At 41.9% G+C, this 12986-nt stretch carries 11 protein-coding genes; 7 read left to right on the top strand and 4 right to left on the bottom strand.

Features of this window, described 5'->3' with window-relative positions:
* A partial coding sequence (locus AACU98_RS02570) for a zinc ribbon domain-containing protein (protein WP_017827801.1) occupies nucleotides 1-227 on the top strand: 227 nt, incomplete at its 5' end.
* 116 nt (nucleotides 228-343) lie between these two features.
* On the opposite strand, the gene AACU98_RS02565 is transcribed toward AACU98_RS02570, so the two are convergent.
* The gene (locus AACU98_RS02565) at nucleotides 344-1792 is read right to left on the bottom strand and encodes an NAD-dependent succinate-semialdehyde dehydrogenase (protein WP_004249619.1); all 1449 of its coding nucleotides are present in this window, start codon (nucleotides 1790-1792) and stop codon (nucleotides 344-346) included.
* 259 nt (nucleotides 1793-2051) lie between these two features.
* Here AACU98_RS02565 and AACU98_RS02560 point away from each other — a divergent pair, with 259 nt between their 5' ends.
* Nucleotides 2052-2672 carry a peptidylprolyl isomerase gene (locus AACU98_RS02560; protein WP_161735465.1) on the top strand — a complete coding sequence of 207 codons (621 nt, stop codon included), beginning with the start codon at nucleotides 2052-2054 and terminating at the stop codon, nucleotides 2670-2672.
* Nucleotides 2673-2810: 138 nt separating this feature from the next.
* Nucleotides 2811-3551 (top strand): 3'(2'),5'-bisphosphate nucleotidase CysQ, encoded by a 741-nt coding sequence (gene cysQ, locus AACU98_RS02555; RefSeq protein ID WP_004246272.1) that lies wholly within the window; start codon nucleotides 2811-2813, stop codon nucleotides 3549-3551.
* A 57-nt stretch (nucleotides 3552-3608) separates the two neighbouring features.
* Here the strand turns inward: cysQ and AACU98_RS02550 are convergent, their stop codons facing one another.
* Entirely contained in the window at nucleotides 3609-4169 is a 561-nt protein-coding gene (locus AACU98_RS02550; protein ID WP_004246271.1) for a YtfJ family protein, read from the bottom strand.
* A 283-nt stretch (nucleotides 4170-4452) separates the two neighbouring features.
* On the opposite strand from AACU98_RS02550, the gene AACU98_RS02545 reads away from it, so the two are divergent.
* The gene (locus AACU98_RS02545; protein ID WP_004246270.1) at nucleotides 4453-4659 is read left to right on the top strand and encodes a DUF1107 domain-containing protein; all 207 of its coding nucleotides are present in this window, start codon (nucleotides 4453-4455) and stop codon (nucleotides 4657-4659) included.
* Between the two features lie 84 nt (nucleotides 4660-4743).
* Here the strand turns inward: AACU98_RS02545 and AACU98_RS02540 are convergent, their stop codons facing one another.
* Both AACU98_RS02540 and msrA read right to left on the bottom strand, forming a co-directional pair.
* Nucleotides 4744-6117 carry a hemolysin family protein gene (locus AACU98_RS02540; protein ID WP_004249615.1) on the bottom strand — a complete coding sequence of 458 codons (1374 nt, stop codon included), beginning with the start codon at nucleotides 6115-6117 and terminating at the stop codon, nucleotides 4744-4746.
* Between the two features lie 162 nt (nucleotides 6118-6279).
* Nucleotides 6280-6906 carry a peptide-methionine (S)-S-oxide reductase MsrA gene (msrA, locus tag AACU98_RS02535; protein WP_004249614.1) on the bottom strand — a complete coding sequence of 209 codons (627 nt, stop codon included), beginning with the start codon at nucleotides 6904-6906 and terminating at the stop codon, nucleotides 6280-6282.
* A 137-nt stretch (nucleotides 6907-7043) separates the two neighbouring features.
* On the opposite strand from msrA, the gene tamA reads away from it, so the two are divergent.
* From tamA to AACU98_RS02520, 3 genes are read left to right on the top strand one after another with little or no spacing between them, the layout of a single operon-like run.
* A complete protein-coding gene (gene tamA, locus AACU98_RS02530; RefSeq protein ID WP_004246266.1) occupies nucleotides 7044-8786 on the top strand; it encodes an autotransporter assembly complex protein TamA in 1743 nt (580 codons plus the stop codon).
* Entirely contained in the window at nucleotides 8783-12604 is a 3822-nt protein-coding gene (tamB, locus tag AACU98_RS02525; RefSeq protein WP_161735463.1) for an autotransporter assembly complex protein TamB, read from the top strand. The genes tamA and tamB overlap by 4 nt, the downstream gene beginning before the upstream one ends.
* 5 nt (nucleotides 12605-12609) lie before the next feature.
* Nucleotides 12610-12957 carry a gamma-glutamylcyclotransferase family protein gene (locus AACU98_RS02520; protein ID WP_004246264.1) on the top strand — a complete coding sequence of 116 codons (348 nt, stop codon included), beginning with the start codon at nucleotides 12610-12612 and terminating at the stop codon, nucleotides 12955-12957.
* Nucleotides 12958-12986: the final 29 nt, after the last annotated feature.

The raw sequence follows: 12986 nt of genomic DNA, 5'->3' as shown, positions 1-12986 counted from the left end.
CCTACACCAGTCAGAAGTGCGCTTGCTGTGGTCATACAGCAAAGGAAAACCGCCAGTCACAAAGTCAATTCGAGTGCCTTGAATGTGGATATACAGCGAATGCTGATATCAACGGGGCACGTAACATTTTAGCGGCAGGACATGCCGTGCTAGCCTGTGGAGGGAGGGTGCAGTCAGACCGCCCGTCGAAGCAGGAACCCGCCGAGGTGATTCAGACATCAGTCTGAACGCAGTAGGGATCCACGTCCTTTAGGGCGTGGAGGATGTCAATTAATAAGAGATAATGGTTGCAAAAAGCAATCGCGTCCTTGCGATGACTTTTACTGTTAATCAGTGGCCTCGTTTACAGGCCTTGGCAGAGGTATTTCATTTCCATATAGTCCTCAATACCATGCTCAGAGCCTTCACGACCTAAGCCAGACTGCTTTATACCACCGAAAGGAGCCACTTCATTGGAAATTAGACCCGTGTTAATACCGACCATGCCATATTCTAGATTTTCAGCCACACGCCAAATACGTTGTGGATCTTCACTGTAGAAATAAGCGGCTAAGCCATAGATGGTATTATTGGCTAGGTGTACTACTTCTTCTTCATTGTCAAAAATGACTAAAGGTGCCACGGGGCCAAAGATCTCTTCTTCAAGAATATGACTATCAGCAGGCACATTACCGACCACGGTAGGCTGAAAGAAATTTTCACCTGCTTTATCTCTTTCACCACCACATAGCAGTGTCGCACCGCGTTGTAAGGTATCAGCAAGGAGTGATTGTGATTTTTCTACCGCCTTATGATTAATAAGAGGCCCAATAGTCACGCCTTCGGTAAAGCCATTACCGACTTTTAGTTTTTTAACCTCAGCAACAAAGCGTTCACTAAATTGTTGATATACATCTTTATGGATATAAAAACGATTTGCACACACGCAAGTCTGTCCGGCGTTACGGAATTTCGCCCCCATAGCACCTGCAACCGCTTTCTCAATATCGGCGTCATTAAAGACAATAAATGGCGCATTTCCCCCTAGCTCCAGTGAGACTTTTTTCACACTGTCAGCACATTGGCGCATTAATAAACGGCCAACCCCTGTAGAGCCAGTAAAACTCAATTTACGCACGCGGTTGTCTGATGTGAACACCTCACCGATTTTAACTGCATCACCGGTGACAATATTAATAACACCGGCAGGTATTCCTGCTTGCGCGGCTAATTCAGCTAACGCAAGGGCTGTATAGGGGGTTTCGTTGGCAGGTTTTATCACCATAGTACACCCCGCGGCTAATGCTGGGGCTGCTTTACGGGTGATCATGGCAGCAGGGAAGTTCCAAGGTGTGATAGCCGCACAAACACCAATCCCTTGTTTGATCACCATAAGCCGCTTATCTGATGAAGGGGAGGGGATAATTTCACCGTTGGTTCTTTTACCTTGCTCAGCAAACCACTCAATAAATGAGGCTGCGTAGGTGATTTCGCCTTCCGCTTCGGCAACAGGTTTACCTTGTTCAAATGTCATCAGTTCTGCAAGTTGACGCTTGTTATCCTGTATCAGTTGGAACCAGCGTTGCAGTAAAGTGCTTCTTTGATGTGCGGTTAACGCACGCCATGTCGGTAATGCTTTGGCGGCTGCATCAACAGCCGCTTTGGCTTCTTCTGTTGCCATATTTGGCACAGTACCAATGGGCTGATTTGTTGCAGGATCAATCACTTCAACCGTGTCTTTGCTTTTTGCATCACACCAAATACCGTCAATATATCCTTGTTCACGGAAATAGGGATTGTCAGTTATTTTCACTTCGTACCTCTCTGAACATATATATTGATATTGAGCGCTGGGTTAACAGAGCTACCTTGTCTTTAATTATATGCTTGTGTGAGGGGCTTGTGAAAAAAAGTCTGAAAAATATCGTCAAGAAAGGTCAAAATCCATGACAAATAGCGCAAATTGATGGCGTTTTCGACGAATAATCGCGATTAGCCAAGACGGGAGGTTTACGCTCTAGCTTACCACTGTTATTCTTGGCACTAACTTTCATAAAAACAGGTATTTTTTCATGTCAAAACCATCATTTGATTCTATTGAATCGCAGGCAAGTTACGGTATTGGTCTGCAAGTCGGTCAACAACTGACTGAATCAGGTCTCCAAGGATTAGAGCCAGCAGCACTGCTTGCCGGCTTGACTGACGCGTTAGAAGGCAATACTCCTTCTGTACCTGTTGAAACGTTACACAATGCTTTACGTACTATGCATGAGCGTGCTGAAGCAGTTCGTCAAGAGCGTCAAGCGGCACTGGCAGAAGCAGGCAAAGTATTCTTAGCAGAAAATGTAAAAAAAGAAGGCGTGCAAGTCACTGAATCTGGTTTACAGTACAAAGTACTGAAAGCAGGAGATGGCTCTATTCCAGCTCGTACTGATCATGTTCGTGTGCATTATACTGGTCGTTTAATCGATGGTACGGTATTTGATAGCTCAGTACAGCGTGGTCAGCCAGCAGAATTCCCTGTTAATGGGGTGATTGCAGGATGGATTGAAGCATTAACCTTGATGCCAGTAGGCTCTAAATGGGAATTATATATTCCTTACCAATTAGCTTATGGTGAACGTGGTGCGGGGGCGGCTATTCCTCCTTTTGCAACATTAGTTTTCGAAGTAGAACTATTAGAAATTTTATAATTTCTTCTTCTGCAAAAAATAACACTATAGCCGGTTTTTTCCGGCTATTTTTGTCTCTATACTAGAGTAAAGAGAGTGCAAGATAATTGATTTTTATAAGAGTGAGTACCATTCTTATAAAAATAAGTGAGGTGCATTATGTTAGAACAAGTCAGCGAATTAGCCCGCCAAGCGGGTCAGGCGATAATGCAAATTTATCAACAATCAGCGCCAATTGAAGTACAGGAAAAGAGTGACCATTCACCGGTTACTGCAGCAGATTTAGCCGCCCATCAAATTATTAAGCAAGGACTTGCCAGTATTGCGCCAGATATTCCTCAATTATCTGAAGAAGATCCTCCTGCGTGGGAAGAACGTCGCCATTGGCAACGTTATTGGCTGATTGATCCCCTCGATGGTACCAAAGAGTTTATCAATAAAAATGGTGAGTTTACGGTTAATATTGCGTTGATTGAACAGGGTGTGCCGGTATTAGGCGTTGTGTATGCACCAGTACAAAATATTCTCTACTCAGCAGCCAATAAACAGGCATGGAAAGAAACCTGTGGTCAGCGTTTACCAATAAAAGTCAGCCGTGCTGAACCCCCCGTGATTGTTATTAGTCGTTCTCATCAAGATGATGAATTAAAAGAATATTTATCGCAATTGGGTGAGCACCAAACGGTGGCTGTTGGATCTTCATTAAAATTTTGTCTAGTGGCAGAAGGAAAAGCTCAGCTTTATCCTCGTTTTGGACCTACTCATACATGGGATACTGCAGCAGGACACGCTATTGCGATAGCCGCAGGGGCACATGTTACCGATTGGAAAGGGGTGACACTTGATTATTCACCGAGAGAATCACTGATAAATCCTGGTTTTAGAGTTTCTATTTTCTAATGTTAACGAGAGCAGAGCCCTTAAGTTTAAAGGGCTCCGATACAGATGATTTAAATACTATTCTTTAATTAAGTCATTGATAAGGTTAATGGCGGAAGTTATTTCTGCACCACTTAATACACCTTCTTTGACAAAACGAACTTTTCCTTGTTTATCCAGCACAATAATTGCTGAACTCTCTTTTTCTAGTCCCCAACCTTTTTGCGCTACACCATCAGCATCAACAATAAATTGTGACCAAGGAAACTCTTTTTTACTGTCTTCAACACTACCGCGAACAAAAGGCCCAGTACCAAAGATAGCATCATCAGTATTGATGATAGTGGTTGTCTGATAACTATTTTGTGGAAATTTGGCTTGTTTGATGGCTTCAATCAGTGGCGCATTCATCTCTTTAGCCTTACTGCGTCCAGCGATATGTTGAATTGTGCGTACTTTGCCACTAAGTAGTCCGCTATTCCAATTTTGATAGCTAAATTTATCTTTGGCACCATCATAAAGAAGCTCCCCTTTGTCACTCACAGAGATCGCCGGTAGGAGAGTTTCTTCAGTAATATTATGGGCAAATACCCATGTAGATGTGCTAAGCAAAAGTGCAGCCAAGGTTATTTTGTGCATCGTTATTGTCCTATTATTCAATTCGACTTTGTCGGCTATTTAAGCATAGAGGCTAAAAAAGAATAATACCTCATTGTTGATACATTTTTTTAACATATAGGGTGTAAGATAAAGTATTCACAGTCTCGACTTATCTTCTTTACTGTCAATAAGTGTAAAAATAGATAAGAAATTTAAATAAATGGAACCTAGTACTTATAATTAGGTCTTTAAATTTGGTATATAAAGATCGGTCTTTATGACTGATTAAATTCACAACTGAGCATGGGAGACTAACTGAAAGATGAAGATCTTCAATCGCTATAACCCAGAAAAAATTGCTCTCTACGTTAAGACGTTATTTCGTGGACGGTTTTATATCAAAGGAATGGGCGCATTTGAGTTCGATTACGGTAAAATTTTATTGCCGAAAATAAAAGATAAGCTGCATTTTAATGTGATGAGTGAAGTTAACCAGCAGGTGGTTTTACTCAAAGCTGAAATGGGCTAACTTTTATCTGATAGATAACTGAGTCTATATCTTGTGCTTTTACGATAAGACTCAGTTATTAATTTCAGTTTGTTACCAGTTGATTTAGGCTTTATGCTCTTCGTGCTCAAATGGCACTTCTGTCGTTGTTTGAGGAGCAGGTATTGCTTCTTGCAAAACCGGTTTTACTGGCGGAATATCATCAATTTTAGTGACAAGCAGTTGATCAATTTTATAGTTATCAATATCCACCACTTCAAATTTATAACCTGCAAACTTCACATAGTCAGTACGTTTGGGGATCTTACGCAAACGGAACATCATAAACCCTGCAATGGTTTCGTAATTGCTAGAATCCGGGAAATCATCAATATCTAATGCCCGCATAACATCATCAATAGGTGTTCCACCTTCAACCAACCATGAATGCTCATCACGACTGACGATTTGCTCTTCTTGACCTGGGCCAATCAGATCGCCCATTAAAGTGGTCATTACGTCATTTAAGGTGATAACGCCCATCACCATCGCATATTCATTGAGAATAATGGCAAAATCTTCCCCTGAGGTTTTAAAGCTTTCTAGCATGTCAGATAAAGTTAAGGTATCCGGAATAATAAGGGCTTTACGGATATGCACACCTTCTTTGAGGTTAAGACTTTGCCCATTGATCACACGGTTGAGTAGCTCTTTTGAATCTACATAACCAATAATATGGTCTATATCCCCTTCACAAACTAAGAATTTAGAGTGGGGCTGAGTGGCAATTTTATGCTTAATATCTTCTTCTGTCTCTTCGCGATCAAAGTAGACAACATCTTCACGTGGTGTCATGGCTGATGGTACGGTACGTGATTCTAATTCAAAGACATTTTCAATTAATTCGTGCTCTTGTTTACGTAATACCCCCGCTACTGCACCGGCTTCGACAATCGCAAAGATATCATCAGATGTAATATCTTCATTTCTTACCATCGGGATTTTAAATAGTTTAAAGATAAGATCTGCCATGCCATTAAACAACCAAACTAAAGGGCGGAATAAGGCGAGACAAAAACGCATAGGATTAACAATTTTCAGTGCAATGACTTCTGGCTTGATCATGCCGATACGTTTAGGAGTTAAATCGGCAAGCAGAATAAACATCGATGTGACGATAATAAATGAACAGACCGATCCTAATTGTTGCGCGAGAGGTGCTTCTAAAAAGCGGGAAAAGAGATCTTTTAATGCGGGAGAAAAAGCAGATTCACCGACAATACCCGCCAAAATGGCAACGGCGTTAAGACCAATTTGTACCACGGTAAAAAACATACCGGGGGTTTCTTGCATTTTTAATACACGAGCGGCGTTGATATTTCCTTCGTCAACCAACTGTTTGAGTTTAATACGACGGGAGGCCGCCAGTGATATTTCAGACAGCGAAAAAAAGGCGCTAATGGCACACAGCAAAAGCACAATGAGTAAACTATTAAGCATATAAGGCTCACATCACCCAGAGTATTAAATCCAGAGGGTAATACTTGAGTGTTAATAATCGAAGATAAATCAATATATTGTGATAGACTATTTTATAAAAATAGACACAAAGATAGATAAGAGGGCGTAATTATATCATCGCCCTGCTATTTTCTGCTAGTGTTAGTTTGCCGGTGGAAAACAGATACCAATGCCACCAAGTCCACAATAACCTTGAGGGTTTTTAAATAGGTATTGCTGATGATAATCTTCAGCAAAATAGAAAGGTCCGGCAGGTTGTATTTCAGTGGTGATCTCTTTATGTGCCCCTTCACTATTGATAGCTTGTTGATAACGTTGTTTTGACTCAATAGCTTGTGCATATTGCTCTGGGGTTAGGGTATAAATGGCCGAGCGATATTGGCTACCAATATCATTACCTTGGCGCATACCTTGGGAAGGGTCATGATTCTCCCAAAAAATAGCCAATAATTGTTGATAGCTGATAAGGGTCGGATCAAATACCACACGAACGACCTCTGCATGACCGGTACGGCCTTGGCAAACTTGCTCATAGGTGGGATTTTCTGTTACACCACCGCTATAACCGGCACTGGTGCTATAAACACCGGGTTGTTGCCAAAATAGGCGTTCAACGCCCCAAAAGCAGCCCATGGCAAAATAAGCAATTTGCATATTTTCTGGGATCTCACGGATAGAATGCCCATTGACGGCATGATTAGCAGAAATTTCTAATGGCGTTGTGCTGCCGATTACGGCATGCTCAGGATGATAAGCTTTATGTTGCAAGGTAAACTCCAAATTTTATATTTGTAAACGCTTTACTATGGTAAAGGTTTAATATTGTTATAAACTAAATCTACAATAAAGCTTAAAACTATTTGTCGTCAATTACCGAATGATATAAATAATATTGAGGAGAAAACGTGCCGAGATACTCCGTTATCTACGTTCTCTGTCTGTCTTCTATAACGTCTTTTGCTTATGGGGCAAATTTACGTTTAAAAGTAGAAGGTTTAGAAGGGCAACTCGAAAAGAATGTACGAGTCCAGCTATCAAACATAACAACAGAAGAAGTTGCACCAGACGGGCGTTTTCGTGCGCGTGTTGAAAAGGCAATTAAAGAGGGCCTACGGCCTTTAGGTTATTATCAGCCAACGGTCACTTTCTCTTATCAAGAAAATACCCCTCCGACACGCCCTGTATTAACAGCAAAGGTTGAGCTTGGTATTCCCGTACTGTTAAAAGGGGTCAATATTGTACTGGAAGGGGGAGCTAAAACAGATGAACAATATGCCAAAGTGATTAAAGAAAACACTCCCCCTCTTGATAGTGTGTTAAATCATGCCGAATATGAAAAATTAAAAGGCTCGTTAACAGGGCTTGCTATTCGTCGTGGTTACTTTGATGCAGATATGGAAAAAAGCCAGCTCGGTGTCTCTTTAGATAATCACGCCTCTTATTGGGATTTTGTCTTTAATAGTGGTGAACGTTACCGTTTTGGTAAAGTGAATTATACTGGCTCACAAATTCGTGAAGACTACCTACAAAATATTGTGCCTTTTAAAGAAGGGGAATATTACTCTTCTGAAGATTTGGCAGAGTTTAATCGACGCTTAGCTGCCACAGGATGGTTTAATTCGGCGGTTGTCACACCTAATATCGCTAAAGCACGTAGTGAAGGCAATTATTTGCTACCAATGGATGCCGTTGTTACCCCTCGTTCACGTAACTATATGGAGCTAGGGGGCGGTTTTGCCACAGATGTCGGACCTCGATTAAATATGCAGTGGGATAAACCTTGGATAAATTCTAGGGGCCATAGTTTAACATCGAATATGAGTATTTCTAAGCCTGAGCAATCTATTGGTGCTAATTATAAAATTCCATTAAAAGTTAACCCATTAGAACAATATTATGGCATTCAAGGCGGCTATAAACGTACAGATTTAAATGATACTCGTTCGGATACCACCACACTGAACGTTTCTCGTAACTGGGATATGTCAACGGGATGGCAATACAGTATTAATACCCGCTGGAGTCTGAGCCACTTTACCCAAGGTGATGTTACCAATACAACCATGTTGCTTTATCCTGGTGCGAATGCAAGTCGCGTACGCCAACGGGGTGGCATGATGCCTTATTGGGGGGATAGCCAACGTTATTCAGTCGATTATTCCAATAAAATATGGGGATCTGATGTTGAATTTCTCGCCCTACAAGCTCAGCAAGTGTGGATACGCACACCTTGGGAAGGCCACCGTTTTGTGGTCAGAGGGACGTTTGGCTGGATTGAAACGAATCAATTTGAGAAAGTACCACCCGAATTACGTTTCTTTGCTGGTGGCGATAGAAGTATTAGGGGTTATAAATACCAAAGTATTTCACCGGAAGATAGCAAAGGTAAATTAACAGGGGCATCAAGAATGCTAACGGGATCTGCTGAATACCAATATAACGTAACTGGAAATTGGTGGGGAGCTGTATTTGTTGATAGTGGTGAAGCCGTTAACGATTTTACGAAAAGTGATTTTAAAACAGGTGCTGGTGCGGGGGTTCGTTGGGCATCTCCAGTAGGGCCTGTAAAGTTTGATTTAGCCGTTCCAGTCAATAGTGGTGAAGAGCGTAAGTTACAGTTTTATATTGGGTTAGGAGCTGAGTTATGATGAAGTGGTTGAAAAGGATAACACTAACGCTACTTATCATCATTTTACTGGTTTTAGGTGCTCTTGCATGGATTTTAGGGACGCAATCAGGGCTACATTTTGCCATTAATAGTGCAGCTCGTTGGGTGCCAGGTTTAACCATTAACAGTGTTAATGGCGGTTGGCAAGATTTACGTTTAACGGGTGTTGAGTATCAAATGCCGGGTGTAGATGTCAATGTGGGGGAGTTATCACTAGGCTTAAATTTAAGCTGCTTGAAGGATAAACAACTGTGTGTTGAGGCCTTAGGCACACGTGATGTTATCGTCAATGTAGATACCAGTGCACTCCCTCCAGCACAAGAAACACCCCCTTCTGAGCCTTTAACTGAGCTTAATGCCCCTTTACCTATCTATTTAAACTCTCTCTCATTAGCCAATACGCGTGTACAAATTGATGATATGGCCCTATCACTCAATGAGTTTACTACGGCAGCACAATGGGAAGGGCGTCAAATTACCTTAAAACCGACGGTCATTAATGATTTGTTGGTGGCGTTACCGAAAACACCCGAAGACGGTAGTGTTGCCGCCATGGCGCAAGATGTAAAAGAAGTTGCAGCAACGACGCCTCAAGCGGAGCCTAAAACACCGCAAGAGCAAGAGCAGGCACTAGCTGACACTATTAAGACAATTTTCGCCAAGCCTTTATTAGCGCAGTTACCCGAAATTATTATTCCTGTTGATATCAATGTGGAGGGGATAGAAGGTAAACAGTTACAAGTTAGTGGTGATACGCCTGTGACTATTAATCAACTCTCTTTTCAAGCCAATACGCAAGGTCAACAGGTTAATCTCACTAGGCTCAGTATTGATGCGCCAGAAGGCAAAGTCAGTTTAAACGGTCAAATTACACTGGATAAACAGTGGCCGGTTAATCTAGATATGCAAGCGATGCTTCGTGAGATGGCAGGATTGGAAGAGTTTAAAGATCAGCAAGCGACACTGTCTTTACAAGGTGCGATACTTGATGAGTTAAAACTCGCACTCTCTTTAACAGGAACTGTCACCGCAAGCCTTGATGCACAAGCTGAGCTCGCTAAAGCACATCTTCCACTAAAATTAACCTTAGAGAGCCAAAAAGTGCGTTGGCCTTTAACGGGAGATGTGCAGTATCAACTTAATGATACTCGACTACGTCTTAATGGGCAGACGGATAATTATGATCTTTCATTACGTTCTAATATTGAAGGACAAGAGATCCCGCCAGCCAAATTGACCCTAGACGCTAAAGGGAATGAAGAGAAAATAACACTCACTCGTTTGCGTTTAGCTGCATTACAAGGTCATGCGGATATTACCGGTGTGGCAGATTGGAGTAAGGCGATTAGCTGGAATGCATTATTGACTATCTCTGGTATTAATACAGCTAAACAATATCCCGATATGCCAGCGAAATTAGATGGACGTATTGCCACAACGGGTAGCCTGTATGGAGGAAGTTGGCAACTACGAGTGCCTGAAATTACCTTAGATGGTAATTTAAAAAATAATCTTATTAAGGCGCGAGGAAACGCCTATGGTAATGATTCGGGGCAATGGAATATTCCTCAATTAACCTTAATTCTAGGTAAAAATAATCTCGATATTGCGGGGCACTTAGGTGATCAGTGGGCGCTTGATGCGAACATCAATGCTCCGGGGTTAAATGGTTTAGTGCCGGGGTTAGCGGGCGTTATTAAAGGGAAAGTGAATGTTCGCGGTGATATTAATAAGCCGAAAATTATTGCTGATATCAATGCACAAGGGATCAAATGGCAAGATCAGCTCAGTGTTGGGTCAGTTGTGGTTAAAGGTGATATTCAGTCAGATGACGTGATCAGTGGCAAACTGGCAATTACGGTACGTCAGTTAAAACAGGCTGATTTGATTATTCGTCAATTAACGCTAGATGCGGCCGGGACAGAAAAACAGCATAAGCTTACCTTGAAAATGGATGGGGAACCCGTATCGGGTGGCCTGACATTAGCCGGCTCGTTTGATAAAGAAAAACAGCAGTGGCAAGGCACACTTAACAATACCGCATTTGATACGCCTGTAGGCGAATGGCGTTTAAATAAAGCGATGGCGCTAAATTTATTAGCGGAAAAACAGCAAGTGACGATTGGTTCACATTGCTGGGTAAATCCTAATGCACAACTGTGTGTACCTAAAGAGATCACTGTAGGTGAGAGTGGTAGTGCGGCAATCACGTTAACACGCTTTGATTTAGCCATGATAAAACCATTCTTACCTCCTGAAACCGCGCTACGCGGTGTCTTTACGGGAGATGCTACGGCAACTTGGAATGCGAAAGGCGGATTACCTAAAGCGTCAGTTAACCTTAAAGGTCAGGGCGTTGGTGTAAAACAAAATGTCGATGGTACGGTATTACCTATTGATTTTGATGCAGTTACGTTAAATGCGGGTATCAATAATGGTAAAGCGACCTTGCAATGGTTAATTAGTATTGCCGGTAATGGTGACTTTAAAGGCCATGTCAATGTTGCTGATCTAGAAAAAACACGTCAATTATCAGGTACGGTTGATATTGATAACCTGACATTAGATCTGATTAAGCCTTTCTTGGGTAAAGGTGAAATAGCGCAAGGTAGTGTAGGGGCGCAGCTACGTTTAGGGGGGAATGCACAATCACCATTGCTATTTGGGCAGTTTGGTATTAACCAGTTAAAAGTAGTTGGTCACTGGATCCCATTTGACATCACCAAAGGGAATGTCGATATTCGCTTTAATGGTGCGACTTCTGATTTAAGCGGTAGAATCGAAACACCGGAAGGTTATTTAAATCTGACGGGGAATGCGGACTGGCGCAAACTAGATGAGTGGCGTGCCGTGGTGGCTGCGAATGGCAACAAACTGCGTGTGTCATTACCACCAATGGTTCGTATAGATGTTAACCCAGACTTAGTTTTTGAAGCTAATCCACATTTGCTTAAATTAGATGGTCGTATTGATATCCCTTGGGCTCGTATCGTGGTGCAGGAATTACCCGAGTCTGCGGTGTCGGCTTCCTCTGATGAAGTGATGTTAGACAAAGAATTACAACCTATAGCACCAAAGCAGACTTCTATACCTATTCAAAGTAATTTGGCGATTAATATTGGCGATGATGTCACATTAGATGCCTTTGGGTTGAAAGCCAGATTAACAGGGGCATTAAAAGTTGCTCAAAGTAAACAAGGATTGGGATTAAATGGTCAAGTGGATATTCCTCGCGGGGAATTCAAAGCTTATGGACAAGATTTACAAGTACGTAAAGGGCAAATCTTGTTCTCAGGGCCGGTTGATCAGCCATACTTAAATATTGAAGCGATACGTAACCCTGATAATACGGCAGATAATGTCATTGCTGGGGTTAAAGTCACCGGACTTGCGGATAAGCCGAAAGTGGAAATATTCTCTGAGCCGGCCAAAACACAACAAGAAGCATTATCCTACTTGTTAAGAGGGGAAGGATTAGCAAGTGGTGATTCTGATTCAGCACAAATGACAGCCATGCTAATAGGATTAGGTGTTGGACAAAGTGGACAACTCGTAGGACGTATTGGCGAAACCTTTGGTATTTCTGATTTAGCGTTAGATACACAAGGTGTAGGGGATAGTTCACAAGTTGTCGTCAGTGGTAAGATAACCGATGATTTACAAGTGAAGTATGGGATGGGTATATTTGATTCGCTAGCGACGTTAACATTACGTTATCGCTTGATGCCCAGGTTGTATTTACAAGCAGTGTCTGGTATGAATCAGGCAATAGATCTGCTTTATCAATTTGAGTTTTAATTTATATGCGAATTATTGTTTATGGAAGTTTACGGCGAAATCAGGGTAACCATCACTGGATGACCTACGCACAGCTATTAGGTGAGTATAAATTAGCGGGGTATAAACTCTATGATTTAGGGTTTTATCCTGCTGTGGTTGAAGGTGATGGTGAAATAGAATGTGAAGTTTATCGGATCACGCCTTCCATTTTGACGGAGCTTGATGAACTGAAAAAAAATGATCAAGATTACAAGCGCCAGTTGATATCAACACCTTATGGTAGTGCTTGGATCTATCTTTATCAAAAGCCAGTTGATGGGTTGCGAGAAATCAAAAGTGGAGATTGGCTAAAACGCCACGAAGAAGAGTAATAGGCTTACGAAAGCTGACTCAATAATGA

Origin of the sequence: Proteus sp. G4380 (assembly GCF_963885725.1) — a bacterium.
GTDB classification, from domain to species: domain Bacteria; phylum Pseudomonadota; class Gammaproteobacteria; order Enterobacterales; family Enterobacteriaceae; genus Proteus; species Proteus mirabilis.
This window is presented reverse-complemented; position numbering and strand designations above follow the sequence as displayed.

What these genes read in the sequence shown, in the direction of transcription:
- AACU98_RS02560 (WP_161735465.1), top strand. Translation starts at nt 2,052, where the DNA reads ATGTCAAAACCATCATTTGATTCTATTGAATCGCAGGCAAGTTACGGT.
- cysQ (WP_004246272.1), top strand. Translation starts at nt 2,811, where the DNA reads ATGTTAGAACAAGTCAGCGAATTAGCCCGCCAAGCGGGTCAGGCGATA.
- AACU98_RS02550 (WP_004246271.1), bottom strand. Translation starts at nt 4,169, where the DNA reads ATGCACAAAATAACCTTGGCTGCACTTTTGCTTAGCACATCTACATGG.
- AACU98_RS02545 (WP_004246270.1), top strand. Translation starts at nt 4,453, where the DNA reads ATGAAGATCTTCAATCGCTATAACCCAGAAAAAATTGCTCTCTACGTT.
- AACU98_RS02540 (WP_004249615.1), bottom strand. Translation starts at nt 6,117, where the DNA reads ATGCTTAATAGTTTACTCATTGTGCTTTTGCTGTGTGCCATTAGCGCC.
- tamB (WP_161735463.1), top strand. Translation starts at nt 8,783, where the DNA reads ATGATGAAGTGGTTGAAAAGGATAACACTAACGCTACTTATCATCATT.
- AACU98_RS02520 (WP_004246264.1), top strand. Translation starts at nt 12,610, where the DNA reads ATGCGAATTATTGTTTATGGAAGTTTACGGCGAAATCAGGGTAACCAT.